This window comes from Roseibacillus persicicus (genome assembly GCF_014651675.1).
GTDB lineage: Bacteria > Verrucomicrobiota > Verrucomicrobiia > Verrucomicrobiales > Akkermansiaceae > Roseibacillus > Roseibacillus persicicus.
Map to the genome: position 1 here is coordinate 130,427 of NZ_BMXI01000010.1, position 15,803 is coordinate 146,229.

Here is a 15,803-nt window from a genome sequence, read left to right on the forward strand (position 1 = left end):
ACGCGCCAAGTTGAACCCTGTTGCCAATCAGTCGAGGAGTTTTTCAGGCTGTCGGGCAATAATTTTTGCCCTCCTTCTCGAAATCCTCTGTTCTAAATGTAGGCGAGGTTAGCCGCAGTGTTTTCAATCGCCTCATTGTTTTCTAGCAACTCGGCCAAGGGATCGTATTTGGCAGTTGTGAGGGCGCTGCGCGCTGAATCCGGAAGGGTGATGGGGAAAGAGATATCGGCGTAGTGAACCTTTTGAGCGTCAATATCGATGGTGATCCGCGTTTCGGGGGCCTTGGAGACCAACTCGGCGAGGGCGGCAATATCGGCGGCACTGGCGCAGACACAAGGCATACCAAGGGTGGTGGAGTTCCCGAAGAAAATCTCAGCAAAAGACTCGGCAATGACCGCGCGGTAACCAGAGCGGTAGATGCTCTGGGGAGCGTGTTCGCGGGAAGAACCGCATCCGAAGTTGGAGCCGGAAAGAATGATGTTCGCTCCGTCGAAGCGGCTGTCGTTGAGAGGATGGTCGGTCTTTTCGCCTGTCTCGGGGTTGACTTTGACGTCATAGAACATGCCCTCGGCGAGGTCGTCGAAGGTTACGCACTTCATAAAGCGGGCGGGGATGATGCGGTCTGTATCAATATCATGACCGAGAACAGGAACAGCAGTACCGACGACTTGAGAGATTGCAGGAAGAGACATGGACGCGGGAGCGATAAGAGGTTTTCGGCTTTTGAGCAAGCCTGCTTTGTCGCGAAACGGCTTGCAGATAGGGCCGGAACGGGGTGGGCCGGAATATTTTCGCTCGTGAAATGATTGGGTCGAGATATGGTCGGCGGGGTGAAGGTTCGGTCCCTGTGTTTCTTCTCGTGCTTAGCTTTTGCCTCGGTCGGAGTCTCGGAAGAAAGAACCTTTCGGACGATTCATCAGACGGTTTCGTTTGAAGGTGAAGCGGTCGGTTTCGATCCCGACGCCAATACTGTCACCATCCGTCGGGAAGGCGGTCGGGAGGTGAAGTATCAGTTAAGTTTTCTTAGCAAAGAGGATCAGTCCTACATTCAGAAGCATCGTGAAACGCTCATACTGGCCGCTTCAATTCAGATTGGTCTGACAGAGGTTGCGGGAGAGGCGAAGGCAGCCGAAGCGAAGGATGGGGAGGCGACCAAGCCGGTCGGATTCACGATTTCTGTTCAGAATTCTGCCGAGGTGGTGAGGAAAGGACTGAACGCGGAGTATACTCTCTATTATCGCAAAGGATTGAAGGCCGGCATGGGGCCGATTTTGCAAAAAAGCGGCAGGATCAGCTTGGGTGACATTCATCCCGGGAAGTCCGTATCTGCCTCCACGGCGGCAGTTGATTTAGCTCGGGAGGAGGAATTGGGCGATGATTGTTGTAGCGGTCGCGTCATGCCGGGAGGGGGCTGGCCGGATATGCTGTTGGGATGCAAAATCGAGCTCAAAGTCGACGGAGAGGTGGTTAAAGCTTACTACAGCAAAGGAAATCTCCCTGCTTTGCTCGCGGAGGAATGACCCTGCCTAAGGTCATTGCGCCGCTCTCCGAAGGGGAGAAAGGGGCTTGATTGCTGGTTTCTCGGCAGAATGAGAAAACTTTGCTTTGATGTTTTCCCGTGTTTTTTGAAGAGTCCCACGGGTTCCAATATAATGAGCGACGAGCGATACGAAATTCGGGGGAAAATTGGTCAAGGAGGGGTTGGTGCTGTTTACCGGGCATTCGACCGCAATTTGAATCGTGAGGTTGCGATTAAAAGAGTTCTCACTGAGGAGGGGTTTGACCCGAAGAATAGTGAGGACGAGGCCACCAAAGCTCTCCTGAAGGAAGCGACCGCCCTGTGTTCGGTCCAGCATCCGCACATTGTGACCGTTTATGATGCGGGGGTGGACGATGATGGTCCCTATGTTGTGATGGAACTGCTTTCCGGTCGCACTCTCGACGAGATGGTCGAGCGCGGGACGATGACGTGGCCGGACTTTCGGGAAACGGCCATTCAGAGTCTGGAGGCACTGATTGCAGCCCAAGAGCTGGATCTCGTTCATCGCGACATCAAGCCCTCCAACGTGATGGTCACCTGGTTGCCGTCCGGAAAGTTTCAGGTCAAGCTGGTGGATTTCGGTCTCGCCAAGTTCTCGGCCAAGCCTTCTCTGCAGACCATTGACCATGGAGATGCCGTATTTGGCTCCATACACTTCATGGCGCCCGAGCAATTCGAGCGCATTCATCTGGACCAGCGGACTGATATCTACTCGCTGGGTTGTGTCTTTTTCTTTTGCCTGACAGGGCAGTATCCCTTCGATGGAGAAACCGCTCCCATGGTGATGGCCGCGCACCTCCAGAACACCTTTACCCCACTGCAGACCTATCGTCCTGACTTGCCGGACTGGGTTTGTCAATGGGTGGAGTGGCACATCGCCCGGCAACCGGATGATCGTCCGCGCGATGCGCGTGAGGCTCTGGAGCGCTTTCTGGCCTTCGAGCAACCGGTCTCCCAGACTGCGCCAGTGGCAGTGCAGGCCGTCTCCGCCGCCAGTTTGCAAAGTCCGATGTCGCCTCAGCCGATCGATCCCAACCTGCCTCCCAGTCGTTTGACTGGTCCAGTGCCGCTACATGCAGTGGCCTCCATGCAGGCATCCCAACCGGAAGCGGCCCCCGTGCCCGCACCCCAGGGAGTGCGTCTAATTACCGGTGCTCCCATCCCCGCGAACGAAGTGCCAACGCGGACTGATGCGGGGAATAGCGCTGCCCCTGGTCCTGTCGTCCCGCAACCCATCACCCCTCCAGAAGGGGCCAAGCCTTCGGTCGAAACTGGAGCGCAGATGGTCCGAGAACTGACCGGACCAGTCCCGGTTCACGCCACGAGTCCGATTTCCGATTCCCCGCCGTTCCAACAGCCTGGAGCCGCCCAATCCGTCCCCCAAGCATCATCCCTCGATCCCACCATGTCAGATTCCCCCCAAGTCAATATTCCGAAAAAAGGTTCCCAGAACAACGGTATCAAGGTTGCCATCGCAGCGGTCCTTTTGGTCGCCATTGTGTTCGCCACCATCTTTTTGATCGATGCTGCCGGTAACAGTAAAAAGAAAGAAGAGCTGCAAGGGCTTATGAACCTGGCGGCGGATCCAACCACCAGAGAGATTCCTATCACGGAGGAAAACTTGGAAGGATTTCTCGCTGCTGCGGCCAGCATCGACTTTGATACTGAAAAGGGCGCGGTCTACCAGACCCTCTATCTATCGAAGGCCAGTGATGGAACCGATATTGATCGCCGCATTGCGGAATTTGCCGCCACGGAGAAGATCAGCGAGCAGATTCGAAGCAAGTTGTTTCAGGTCCTTGGGAAGCGTGGGAATGAGTCGTCCATTCCTTTCCTGGTGAAATATGCCAATGAAGGAGGCGACGAGAATTCGGTCGTTGCTGCCATTGACGCGACGGGGGAAAATCTTTCTTCGCGGTATCTCACTGACTTTTACAAGATCATCGCAAATTCAAAGTCAGCCAACGTGCGGTCTGCCGCGGAACGGGCGATCAAGCGCCACCTGGTTTCGCAGACCAGCAACACGGCGGCGGCGAAGGATTTGCTGAAAGCCTTTGAGAACACCCTGGAACCAACCGTCAGGGAAGCCTACCTTCGTCTTCTCGGCGCGACCGGGACAGAGGAAGCCGAAGAGGCAGTGGAAATTGCGCTGAATTCGGAAGAGAATACCCTGAAGGTCTCGGGTTATGCCGCCCTCGCCAACTGGCGGGACGATTCCATGTTCGAGCGTCACTTCAGCGCCCTCCAGTCCGAGAATACCCGCTTCCTTCGCACTCACGCATTCGATTCCATGATCGCCTTCCTCAAGGGGGGAGCGGACTTCGACGAAGATAGAGAGGAAAAGATGTGGACCCAGCTTTCCAAGGACCTGCGCGATGAGCGGGAAAAGAAGGAATTCATCAGCACTCTGGCCCGGGGATCGGAAGATTGGGCCATTGCTTTGATTGAGCCTTTCACCACGGACGAGAACGAAAGGACTTCCTTTTTGGCAGAAAAAGCGCTCGAAGCGATGGAACGGCGCAAATAGTGCTCCACATTCCGACGGAATGGAGGTCCTTTAGAATCGTATCGTATGACTGGACTTCTAGGGATCGCTGTTTTGCTCGGGTTGGGCTACTTGTTTTCGAAAGATCGGAAGGCCATTAAATGGCGAGCGGTGGGGGGCGCCTTTGCGATCCAGTTTCTCATCGCGGTCATCGTTCTCTTTGTCCCATGGGGGAGGGCCGCCTTACGCTGGATGAGCGAATTCGTCAGCGCCATCATCGGGGCGGGGCAGGAGGGGATAGATTTTCTTTTTGGCAATTTGGGGAATGGCTCCATCGGGTTCTTCTTTTTCATCAATGTCTTGCCCGTCATCATTTTCTTCAGCTCGCTCATTGCGGTGCTCTATTATTTGGGTGTGATGAATTGGGTCATCACTCTGTTGGGAGGCCTCGTGAGCAAGCTTCTCGGGACCAGTCATGCGGAATCCCTCTCGGCTACGGCCAATGTCTTTGTCGGTCAGACCGAGGCACCGCTTGTCGTCCGTCCTTACATTTCGGGTATGACCCGTTCGGAGCTCTTTGCGGTCATGGTGGGAGGACTGGCAAGCATCGCCGGCTCGGTGATGGCTGGATATGCCAGCATGGGGGTGGAGCTGAACTACCTCATCGCCGCGTCCTTCATGTCTGCGCCCGGTGGCTTGTTGTTTGCCAAGCTGCTGCTGCCTGAGACCGAGCAGCCGGTCCGCAAGGTGGAGGTCTACAAGGATGACGAGCGTCCAGCCAACGTCTTCGACGCTGCCGCGCAGGGGGCATCCAGCGGATTGAATCTGGCGCTCAATGTGGGTGCGATGTTGTTGGCTTTCATCGGGTTAATTGCGGTCATCAACCTGGGATTTGCCGAGGTGGGTTCGTGGTTTCAGGCCACTTGGTCGCTGGAAGGGCTCTTCGGCTGGGTCTTTGCGCCGGTAGTCTGGTTGATGGGGGTTCCATGGCACGAGGCTGCCAACGGCGGGAGCTTGATTGGCACGAAACTGGTCGCCAATGAGTTCATCGCCTTCAAGTCCTTGGAGGGCTTTCAGGAAGCTGAAGCGATTTCGGGGCGTTCCCATGGTATTCTGACCTTCGCGCTTTGCGGTTTCGCCAACCTTTCTTCCATTGCCATTTTGCTGGGTGGACTCGGTGTGATGGCTCCCAACCGGCGTCCGGAAATTGCTAGGCTGGGGCTGTTCGCGGTCTATGCCGCAACCTGCTCCAATCTCATGAGCGCCTCGATCGCCAGTCTCTTTCTCTAACATTACGCTCACGGGTTAGCATTGCGAATCCCGCCGCAATGCGGTTTGCTTTCTTCCATGGGCGAGGTGATGAGAATTTTTTTCTTGGGTGATATCGTGGGTGAACCAGGGCGCGAGGCGATTTACAAACGGTTGCCCAGTCTTCGCAAGGAGGAGGACATCGACTTTGTGATTGCCAATGGGGAAAACATCGCCGGAGGCAGGGGGATCACTCCCAAGCTGTCCATCGATCTTCTTCGGGCTGGGATCGCAGTCGTGACGACGGGAGATCATGTTTGGGACCAGAAAGAGATCGTGGATTACTTTCCCACGGAACCGAGACTGCTTCGACCAATCAACTGGCCGGAAGGCACCACCGGTTCGGGAAGCGTGGTCTTGGAAACGGCAAAGGGGAAAGTGGGAGTGATCAATGCGCAAGGTCGCGTCTTTATCCAGCCTCCGCTGGAAGATCCATTCACCCGCACCGAGCGGGAAGTCCAACGGCTGCGCGAAGATGGGGTGAAGGTGATTTTCGTCGATTTTCACGCCGAGGCCACGAGCGAGAAGATTGCCTTCGGGCATCATCTCGACGGAAAAGTCTCCGCTGTTGCCGGGACCCATACCCACGTGCAAACTGCCGATGAACGAATTCTCCCCGGAGGCACCGCCGTGATTACGGATGCCGGAATGTGCGGGCCCCACTACTCGGTTCTCGGACGGGCAGTCGACAGCGTGGTCTGGCGTTTCCGCACCGGTATGCCGACCCGCTTTCCGATTGCGAAAGGACCGGTCGAGCTTGGAGGCCTCATCGTCGATGTGGATACCGAGACAGGGCAAGCGCTTGCCGTGAAGCGCTTTCGCGAAATCATCGACGAGGCTACGCCCGCAACTTAGGTTCAGCGATTTGCCGGACTGGGGCTCTATTTCTTCGGCAGATTGGGCAAGTCGATTTCCGCGCTGGGGGTGGTGTCCGCCTTCAAATCGCCGAGGGCGAACTGTAGTCCGGCTAAGTAGTGTTTGAGAACCAGAGGGTTCCAGTAGACCTCGTCGTTGTGGCCGAGGCTGCTATAGAATACCCTGCCTTTCCCCACCGATTGAACCCAAGAGACCGGGAGATCTCCCTTCTCCCGCTTTGGTTTCCCTTTAGGTTTATCGCTTTGTTCCGGGTCTAGGTTCAGGAGGATGCGAAGTTTGTCCCGGGTGGCGGTGCCTTCCGCAAATTGATAGATCTCGTCCTGAATTTGGAATTGCTCCATGCCCTCAAAGACAGGCTTGATGACGGCATGTTCGGGATCTTCGACCACGATGGTGACGTTCGAGCGGGCGTTCCACGGATGGCCGTCGAAAACTCCGCCAATGGTCTCGGTATAGCGATGGTTGCCTTTGCAAGAGTCGGTGGCGGCGTGGATGCCTGCCAGTCCGCCTCCTTGTTCGACGTAGCTGACCAGGTTCTCGACCAAGCGATCGTTCTGTTCCTGCAGTTGCTTCCACTGCTCATCGCTAAACTTTTTGCGCTGGGATTTGGCGTTGGGCATAAAGACGTCGCCAGTGGTGTTGAACATTAGAACGGTGTCAAAAGTCTGGAGGGCTTCGGGCTCGAAGTTCTTCAGGTCATCGCTTACGACCGCTTCGTAAGCTCCAGTGCTCTCACCGAGCCTTTCGAGGGCGACTTTGCCGACTGGTATACAGCCATGGCGGAATCCGGAGGTGGCGCTGTAGACGAGTAATCGCCGTTTGGCCGTGGGCTCGACAATGGGTTGATCCGGAAGAGCATTTTCAATTGCAGAGAGGCTCGATTCTTTGGGAGCTGGCTCATCGTGGCTAGGGTTCCAGTCTACGGTTTGGGCTTGGAGGGGAAGGAGGAGGGAGGGGAGAGTGAGGAGCAGGCTGATGCGGGTGATTTTCATGGATATTTTTTGAGTCAAAGACTGTTTAGTGAACGTCTGAACTGCAGAGGAGTTTGCAAACATTAGCTCGCGAGCGGGAGCGGTAGACGTCGAGACGGGGGACTTAAAGGGCTTGTGCCGATTTTCGTCAAATGGTTGCGGAGAAACGCCTAGGGGAAAGGAAGAGGAGTGACAGAACCGTGCCGAAATTCGCGTTTTTCTAGTCCATTTTCTCGACAGAGAATTCAACCACTTTAGTCATTTGAATAAGAACACAATTTCTCTCACCGGTCTTGCTCTATCGCTTCTGTCTCCTTGGACTTTCGCCGAGACCGTAGCTACCGGCGGCAATCCCGCTGGAACCGAAATCTATCAGCGCGGTTACTTGAGCCAGGAACAGGCCCTCGAATCCATCGAACTCCAAGAAGGATATTCCCTGAAGCTCGTTCTCTCCGACCCCGATATTAAAGAGCCCGTCGCGATGGCTTGGGACGGCAATGGGGTGCTGTATGTGGTCGAGATGCGCACCTACATGCAGGACGCGGATGCCACTGGAGAGCAAAAGCCCACCTCACGAATTTCGCGCCACGAGGATGTGGATGGGGACGGAATCTACGAGAAGCATTCGGTCTTCGTCGACAACTTGCTCTTGCCCCGCTTTGTTCTTCCCTTGGACGATCGGATCTTGGTGGGAATTACCAACACGAAAGACCTTTGGACCTATCGGGATACGGATGGCGACGGGGTGGCGGACGAGGACGTCAAGGTCTTCGAAGGAGGCCCGCGCGGTGGCAATATGGAGCATCAGGCCTCGGGCATGATATGGAATATTGATAACTGGCTCTACTGCACCTACGAGCCCTATCGCTTGCGTTTTGTGAACGGCAAAATGGAAAAAGAGGTTTTGCCCAAGGGCGAAGGTCAATGGGGATTGGGGAAAGATAATGTGGGGCGAATTTTTTATTCGAGAGCCGGTGGTGAACGTCCCGCAATCTCATTTCAACAGCCCATGATCTATGGCCCTCTCGAATTGGATCCGAAGCTCCAGGAGGCGCCCGGATTCCGCAATGTCTACCCGATCGCGGCAGTCCCGGATGTGCAGGGCGGATTGCGCCGAGTTGGCGAGCATGGTGGTCTCAACCAGTTCACCGGAGGGGGCGGACAGTCCATCTATCGTGGCGACCGCTTGCCGGAGGATTTGCAGGGCAACCTCATCCTTCCCGAGCCTGTAGGCCGTCTGATTCGCCGGGCGAAAGTCACCCGCGAAGATGGCTACAGCGTGGTGAGTAATTATTATGAGGAGGACGAGTTCGTTCGTTCGACTGACGTGAACTTCCGTCCGCTCTGGTCGGCGACTTCACCCGATGGCGCGATCATGCTTATCGATATGCACCGGGGAATCATTCAGCAGGGCAACTGGACCCGTCCGGGCTCCTACCTGAGGGGGGTGATCGACGAATGGGGATTGGCTGAGAATGTTGGGAAGGGGCGCATCTATCGCTTGGAGCACACTTCATACGAGCCTGATGTGAAGCCTCGGATGTTAGACCAATCTACTAGCGAGCTAGTAGCCCACCTCTCGCACCCCAATGGTTGGTGGCGCGATACCGCCCAAAAGTTGATTGTTCTTCGCGAAGATGGGGCTTCGACTATTCCTGCGCTGGAGAAGCTGGCTCGGGAAGGACGCTCCGAGCTGGGTCGTCTGCATGCGCTCTGGACCTTGGAAGGTCTGTCGGCCGCCAAGCCTGAGTTGCTCTTGGACGCACTGAACGACTCGTCCTCAATCGTTCGCGTGGCAGCTGTGCGAATCTCCGAGCCCTATCTCAGCAGGGACCACGAAGTCTTGGCCGGAGCGATCCTGGGGAACTCTTACTTGCCCAAGGATATCGAGATGCAGTTGCAGGTATACAATTCTATCGCTTACTCAGCGACAACCCAAGCCAAGTTGGTTGAGTTTTCCGCAAAGCTTGAAAAGGCCAAGGCGGAGCACCCGGTCTTCAAGCGCCTGGCCGGAATGCATCGCGAAGTGGCGACTGCTAGAGCAGCTTCGGCGGCGATGCGAGCCCGCAACAAGTCCTTCGGTGAAGCGATGGATAGAGGGAAGGTTGCTTACGAGCAGCTCTGCTTTGCATGTCATGGCGCGGATGGCAAAGGGGTGCCGATGCCAGGCGCGGCCGGCCAGCTCTTGGCTCCCTCTTTCGTAGGAAACCCACGCGTCGTGGGTTCGGATCACACTCCAATCCGCACTCTCCTTCATGGCCTGACAGGCGATCTGGATGGGAAGGAATATGAAGGTCTCATGGTAGGGATGGGCAATAATTCCGATGAGTGGATAGCTGATGTCGTGACCTATGTGCGCAATTCATTTGGGAACGAAGCCCCGCAAACAAGTCCCAAGACTGTTGCCGGTTTGCGTTCCCTGCACAGCAAGAGAACAGAGCCGTGGACCCAATCCGAGTTGGAAGCCATCGCACCCAAACCTTTGTCCCGAGAAGGGTGGAAACTGACAGCCAGTCATAATCAGGAGTCCTTGCCGGAAGCCATCGATGGGAAAGGCAAAACCCGCTACACGACAGGAGTCTCCCAGAAGAAGGGAATGTGGGTTCAGGTGGAGCTGCCCGAGTCGACTTGGCTCTCGGGCGTTAAGCTCGACTATGGCCCGTCCAAAAATGATGGGCCGGAGTATTACGCTCTTTACCTCTCTGAAGATGGCAAGAATTGGAAAAAGCCGGTAGCGGTAGGCAAGGCCCTTCAAAACAAGACCGACATCTTCTTTGCTCCCCAGAAAGCCCGCTTCGCAAAGATTGAAATTACGAACGCGACCACTCGTCTCTACTGGTCTATTCACGAGCTGGAGTTGCTGGGAAATTGAGATTGTTGGGTTGCAGTGTGAGAAGATCGGTATTGCGCTGAGACCCACAAGCTGGTTCTGTAAAGCGTGATTAGTTCATCTCTTGTTCTTCTCGTTTCGAGTTGGGTTGCCGCCACCGGTGAGGAAGTTTCGTTGTTCAACGGAAAGGACTTTGAGGGGTGGCGACTCATCACGCGGAAGAGTGAAGCAGGGCTGGGCGAGAAGGTTTTTTCCATCACCAAGGAAGAGGAGATCCACGTTTACCGGGATTTTCCGGACGGGTATCAGCTCGACGAGGGGAAGGATGAGACACACGCCATCATGCTCACTGACAGGTCGTTCGAGAATTACCGCTTCAGCTGGGAGTATAGGTGGGGAGCGAAGAAGCTGAATAACTTTGGCAAGTATCAATACGATGCTGGCATGTTCTATCACGTGCAGAAGGGCAAAGTTTGGCCTCAGGGATTCGAGTATCAGATCCGTTACGATCACCGTTCAGAGAAGAATCACACTGGAGACGTTTGGAACTGCGGGGTGGGTTTCGAGTGGAGCAAAGGACCAAAGAATTCCTGGCTTTCCGAAGAGGAAGGAGGACGCCCGACTCCTCATGGGGGAGGAGAGCATTTAGCGAAGGCGGATGCTAAATTCCATGCGCTCGACGGGGAGTGGAATCAGTGTGAGGTCGTCGTGATGGGAAAGGATTTTGCGATTCATAAATTGAATGGTGAAGTGGTGAATGTGATCACCAGGTTGGCCTTTTCATCGGGGCCAATCGCAATGCAGGCGGAAACCGCCGAGATCTTTTATCGGAATATGCGAATCGAAGAGTTCGAGAAGCCACGGTCTATGGATGAGTTCCTCGTGCAGAAGGATTGAAGCAGGCGAAGGAGCATCAAGAGAGCGAATGGAGTAGAGTCGGCCGATTAAAGTGCGTCCAGTATTGGAAGATCATGAAATTCCTGCCCTTTCTGTTAATCGGATTCACTTCAGTGGTTTTCGGTTCTGAACCGATTGTTGAAATTGATACAATCGGTGAACTTGCGAGCAGCGTCGACAGAAGGGTTGTTCTGGAAGGAGTTTACCTCAATCCGGGGAAAGGATTTCGAAGTGTTGATTGTGGCTTCATGCGGCTGAGGATTCGGGATCACAGCTTCATGACCGAGTCAAAGGGAGGGGTCTCGATCGAAGAAATCAAAAGCGGGCAGAAAATAAGATTCGAGGCTGTCGTTCGGTTTTTTAAAGGGAGAAAATCGCCCGTGAAGAACCATCCTGTGGTTCAGGAAGAACGACCGCCAAAACAGACCATCGACGGTGTGGATTACTACGTCTATCCGCCATCATACAGTATCGCTGAGGCCAAATTAATAGAGGTCGTCGAATCCGACGAAGAAGTTCACCTCCAGGTAGTTCCCAACCCGAAGTCGGAGGAGAAGGCCGAGCCTTAATTCCGATTCACTAGTCCAGTCCACTCGTTCAGCGCAGCCAACGAGCGTCTCCGCTGCTGAGAGGCGAGATGGGTGCTTGAACGAGAGGGAGGGAACTAAGGCTGCGGAAGCTCTCCGATAGTGTGGCTCAGCTGGACTGAACCGATGGAGGTCTCCGGGCCTGCCTTTCCCAACTAGACCTGACTTCATTCTAATGGTCCGCCACAAAGTCTTCTTTCCGAGAGCCCGGAGAAATCTTTTCGACTGTCGAAAAGCATAACTGGAAAGTGCAATCGAAATCGGAATTGCTTAATAATTCCTCGAATGATTTTAGTGATTTTGATTAGTCAAGTGTTTTTTTTGACGTCGTGATGCTTTGGCACACCAACTGCCCTGTCTCTTATTATCCGGACGAGTGTTCCGTAATAATAGACCAAACTACGATGAAAAAAACTATCAGTATCCTTGCCTTAGTCGGTGTCGCCGCAACATCTGGAAATGCACTTGCTGGGGACCTCAGTGCTACCCTCGCGCTTGATGCGAACTCACACTTTATCTCTTATGGTTTTGATGTTTGGGGTGGAGGGGATGAACCCGACTTTATCTTCAACCCTTCGTTGAATATTGATTATGCGGTTAACGATACCTTGACTCTGAATGCGGGGATTTGGATGGATGTGAACAATCAGACTGGTTCTTTCGAGACAGTCGAAACCGATATCTGGGTTGGCGCGAGCTATGACCTGGGATTTGGCTCGATTAGTGCGACTTTCCAGAACTGGCAGTATGGTGGAACCTCGGAGGAAATCCTGGACGTAGGTCTCTCATTCGATACGATCTTGAGCCCATCCATCACTCTCCACAAGCGCTTGGGAGCAGGTGCTAGCGGCGGAAACGAGGGGCTTTTCGTAGTGGGTGGAATCAGCCACGATTTTGAGCTGTCATCGTCTTTGAGCTTGGGTCTGTCTTCATCTTTGGGGATTGCAGCCACCGAGTTTCATACTGATGAGACCGGATTTGGTTTCGCTTCCTTCGGGGCGAGTTTGACCTATGCGGTGTCCGAAACGGTATCTGTTTACGGAAGTTTGACCTACTATATCACTGATGATGAGGTGGTAGGCAACGCAACCGATGATTTCCTCACTTTCGGAACCGGCATTTCTTTCAGCTTCTAAATCCGGAGTTCAAGCTCACCAATCAAAGGTATGAAAAAATTCACAAGCGCCCTCGTGGCAGCGACCCTCGGTTTCGGGGGGATCGCGGCGGCGGAAGATACAGTTAAGGTCGGAGTGCTTCACTCATTGAGTGGCACGATGGCGATCTCGGAGACTTCTCTTCGTGACATTTTGTTGTTCACCTTCGACGAAATCAATGCCGCTGGTGGCGTGATGGGTAAGAAGATTGAACCGGTTGTCGTGGACGGAGCTTCCGATTGGCCTCTCTTTGCAGAAAAGGCGGAACAGCTTCTTGCTCAGGACAAAACGGCGGTGACTTTCGGCTGTTGGACCTCGGTTTCACGAAAGTCCGTGCTTCCCGTATATGAGAAATACAACGGACTGTTGTTCTACCCGGTGCAATATGAAGGTGAGGAGATGTCGCCAAATATCTTCTATACAGCGGAGGCGGTAAACCAGCAGGCGATTCCCGCGGTCGACTTTCTCTTGGAAGATGGGTATAAGAAGTTCTATCTGATTGGAACCGATTATGTTTATCCCCAAACGACAAACCTGGTTCTCTTCGAGTATCTTCTTTCGAAGGGGATTCCTGTCGAGAATATTGGTGGGGGACTCCGCAAGGACGCGGATGGAGAGGTGATTTCCGCTGGTAATTACACTCCTTTCGGTCACAGCGATTTCCAGCAGATTGTCGCAGACATCAAGAAGTTCTCCGCTTCGGGTGACGCGTGCGTGATCAACACGATTAATGGCGATGCCAATGTTCCTTTTTTCAAGGAGTTTGCGGCTTCCGGCCTGACTTCCGAGGATTGCCCGGTGGTTTCTTTCTCGCTCTCAGAAGATGAGTTCCGCTCTCTGCCAGCCAAGGATTTGGTTGGTCACTTGGGCTGCTGGACCTACTTCATGTCCAATGAGTCTGAGGCGAACAAGAAGTTCATTGCCGACTTCCAGGCGTGGTTGCAGAAGACTGAGGTGCCCGGTATCGTGAAAGAGAACCGGGTCACTTGTTCTCCCATGGTCCTCTCCTACAACGGAGTGTATCTCTGGAAGGCTGCGGTGGAAAAGGCCAAGTCTTTTGAGCCGGAGAAAGTCATGGCTGCCCTGAAGTCCGGAGTCAGCTTCGATGGCCCGGGTGGCACAGTGACTTCCCAGTCGAATCATCATCTCACTAAGAACGTTTATATTGGAGAAACGCTCGAGAATGGACAGTTTTCAGTCATCAAGTCGTTCGACAATGTAGTAGGTGAGCCCTTTTTGAAGGGAACATTTATGAAAAAGTAGTAGTCTGTCTGGTAAACGAACTCTGCACGATTCAGAGCCTACTCTTTGCCGGATTTGATGCTGATTTGACCCCTGTTGATCACGTTCGCGTGTGAGGCAGGGGTTATCTCTTTCGAGATAAGAGTGATGATGAATTTTACTAATGAAAAACAAGGTTTGGCATCATTGATGCTGACTCAGGGTTGGGGGTTAATCACGATTTGAAACGTTTACTATTCATTGTGGCGCATCTGGTGCTGGTGGCGTCCGCAGTTTCGCAAGAAATACGGGATCCAATAGTGCCAACGACTGAGAATGAGGAAGCAGCGTCGATGGATCAGAGGCTAAGCAAGCTCTCGACGCGAGCTCTTCTTATTCAGGTCATTTTGTCGACGGGCGAGTCCCAGACTGCAGCCATCGATGTCATTCGGGAGCGGGGGGAACCGATTATCAGTGAAGTGGTCGAAGCTTGGCGGATCGGACGAATTTCGACTCTTGGGGAAGGGGAAGAGGTTCAGGTTTTGATTCAGGTTTCGGAAGGCCAGTACGAAGACCTTTTAACGGGCAGCGCGCTGACTCCTTCTGGAGAGCCGAAGATCAATCGGGCGACCCGGAGTCTACGTAAGGTTCTCAAACGCATTGTGGACTTGCTGGATCTAAAGTCCCCGGACATGTCGAAGCGGATTGCCGCTGCTGAGAAGCTCGGTCTCAGTCAAAATGAAGAATATCTGCCGGAACTACGTGAGCTTGTTCCCAAGCAAAGTGACAAGAAGGTCAAAGCGGCATTTCAGGAGGCAGTGTGGATTTCGGAGCTCAAGAATGGCAGAATCGACGAGAAGATTTCAGCGGTTACGAGCTTGGGTGAGGTGAAGAGTTATCCCGCCCGGGACTTCATCGAGGCGCTTCTGAAAGAGTCGCGCGAGGCAAAAGTCGAGCGGTTGGATGAATTGGAAGCGGTAGCGGAGATCGCACTGAAGAAGATCGATGACCACCAGAAGTTGGTGGAGGTTGCGAGCACCTTGGTCCGAGGTCTAAGCACCGGGTCTGTTCTGCTGTTAGTCTCCTACGGGCTGGCAATTACCTTTGGCCAGATGGGTGTGATTAATATGGCGCACGGGGAGTTTATTGCGATTGGGGGGTATACAACCTACGTAGTGCAGAATTTCTTTGTTGGTGTCTTCGGGGTGGAGTCGGCGGGATTCGGTTGGTATTTCATTGCAGCTCTGCCTGCGGCCTTTGTGGTCTCGGCTCTTTGCGGAGCGATTTTGGAGAAAGGCTTGATTCAGTTTCTCTACAAGCGGCCGTTGGAGTCCTTGCTCGCGACGTGGGGGGTGTCCATGGTTCTTCAGCAGGTGTTTCGTCTTTGGTTTGGGGCGGCGAATGTCGCGGTGGCTTCTCCCGAGTGGTTGTCGGGAAGTTATGAGCTGGCAGGGATCTCTCTTTCCTACAATCGGATCTCTCTCATTGTCTTTGCGTTGATTGTTGTTCTGGTGACCTGGTTGTTGTTAGCCAAGACCAATTGGGGACTTCATGTGCGGGCTACGATGCAGAATCGTCAGATGTCATCTTGTCTTGGGGTTCCGTCGTCGCGGGTCAATATGCTAACTTTTGCGTTTGGTTCGGGCTTGGCCGGTTTAGCTGGGGCCTTTTTGTCGCAGATCGGCAATGTTGGGCCCTCGATGGGGCAAACTTATATTGTGGATAGCTTCATGGTGGTAGTTGTCGGAGGAGTTGGCAACTTGTTGGGAGCGGCTCTTTCCTCAATGGGAATTGGAATGTTGGACCAAGGGCTGCAGCCTGTTTTGGGGCCGGTGATGGGAAAAATCACGGTTCTCTTCGGGATTATTCTATTTTTGCAATTTAAGCCCGGTGGCTTGTTTGCCGCACGCTCGAGAAGCCTTGATGATTAGACT

At 53.9% G+C, this 15,803-nt stretch carries 12 protein-coding genes; 10 read left to right on the top strand and 2 right to left on the bottom strand.

Going from position 1 to position 15,803, the window contains the following annotated elements; all coding sequences use genetic code 11:
* Nucleotides 1-92 precede the first annotated feature (92 nt).
* On the bottom strand, nucleotides 93-692 hold the full coding sequence (locus IE099_RS12640; protein ID WP_189570378.1) for a 3-isopropylmalate dehydratase small subunit: 600 nt from the start codon (nucleotides 690-692) through the stop codon (nucleotides 93-95).
* A 138-nt stretch (nucleotides 693-830) separates the two neighbouring features.
* Between IE099_RS12640 and IE099_RS12645 the strand changes: the two genes are divergently transcribed.
* From IE099_RS12645 to IE099_RS12660, 4 genes are all read left to right on the top strand, one after another.
* Nucleotides 831-1,520 carry a hypothetical protein gene (locus IE099_RS12645; RefSeq protein WP_189570380.1) on the top strand — a complete coding sequence of 230 codons (690 nt, stop codon included), beginning with the start codon at nucleotides 831-833 and terminating at the stop codon, nucleotides 1,518-1,520.
* A gap of 132 nt (nucleotides 1,521-1,652) precedes the next feature.
* A complete protein-coding gene (locus tag IE099_RS12650) occupies nucleotides 1,653-4,067 on the top strand; it encodes a serine/threonine protein kinase (protein ID WP_189570382.1) in 2,415 nt (804 codons plus the stop codon).
* A 45-nt stretch (nucleotides 4,068-4,112) separates the two neighbouring features.
* Nucleotides 4,113-5,315, top strand: a complete 1,203-nt coding sequence (locus IE099_RS12655) for a NupC/NupG family nucleoside CNT transporter (RefSeq protein ID WP_189570384.1) — start codon at nucleotides 4,113-4,115, stop codon at nucleotides 5,313-5,315.
* 69 nt (nucleotides 5,316-5,384) lie between these two features.
* The gene (locus IE099_RS12660) at nucleotides 5,385-6,188 is read left to right on the top strand and encodes a TIGR00282 family metallophosphoesterase (RefSeq protein WP_189570386.1); all 804 of its coding nucleotides are present in this window, start codon (nucleotides 5,385-5,387) and stop codon (nucleotides 6,186-6,188) included.
* A gap of 26 nt (nucleotides 6,189-6,214) precedes the next feature.
* Here IE099_RS12660 and IE099_RS12665 read toward each other — a convergent pair whose 3' ends face one another.
* Nucleotides 6,215-7,201 carry a ThuA domain-containing protein gene (locus IE099_RS12665; protein WP_189570388.1) on the bottom strand — a complete coding sequence of 329 codons (987 nt, stop codon included), beginning with the start codon at nucleotides 7,199-7,201 and terminating at the stop codon, nucleotides 6,215-6,217.
* Between the two features lie 241 nt (nucleotides 7,202-7,442).
* Here IE099_RS12665 and IE099_RS12670 point away from each other — a divergent pair, with 241 nt between their 5' ends.
* From IE099_RS12670 to urtB, 6 genes are all read left to right on the top strand, one after another.
* A complete protein-coding gene (locus IE099_RS12670; RefSeq protein ID WP_189570390.1) occupies nucleotides 7,443-10,052 on the top strand; it encodes a DUF7133 domain-containing protein in 2,610 nt (869 codons plus the stop codon).
* A 66-nt stretch (nucleotides 10,053-10,118) separates the two neighbouring features.
* A complete protein-coding gene (locus tag IE099_RS12675) occupies nucleotides 10,119-10,907 on the top strand; it encodes a 3-keto-disaccharide hydrolase (protein WP_189570392.1) in 789 nt (262 codons plus the stop codon).
* A 74-nt stretch (nucleotides 10,908-10,981) separates the two neighbouring features.
* Nucleotides 10,982-11,476 (top strand): hypothetical protein, encoded by a 495-nt coding sequence (locus tag IE099_RS12680; protein ID WP_189570394.1) that lies wholly within the window; start codon nucleotides 10,982-10,984, stop codon nucleotides 11,474-11,476.
* Nucleotides 11,477-11,898: 422 nt separating this feature from the next.
* Nucleotides 11,899-12,630, top strand: a complete 732-nt coding sequence (locus tag IE099_RS12685; RefSeq protein ID WP_189570396.1) for a hypothetical protein — start codon at nucleotides 11,899-11,901, stop codon at nucleotides 12,628-12,630.
* A 30-nt stretch (nucleotides 12,631-12,660) separates the two neighbouring features.
* A complete protein-coding gene (locus IE099_RS12690) occupies nucleotides 12,661-13,911 on the top strand; it encodes a transporter substrate-binding protein (RefSeq protein ID WP_229809505.1) in 1,251 nt (416 codons plus the stop codon).
* 200 nt (nucleotides 13,912-14,111) lie between these two features.
* Nucleotides 14,112-15,800: an urea ABC transporter permease subunit UrtB gene (gene urtB / locus IE099_RS12695; protein WP_189570398.1), complete on the top strand. Its 1,689-nt coding sequence runs from the start codon at nucleotides 14,112-14,114 to the stop codon at nucleotides 15,798-15,800.
* Nucleotides 15,801-15,803: the final 3 nt, after the last annotated feature.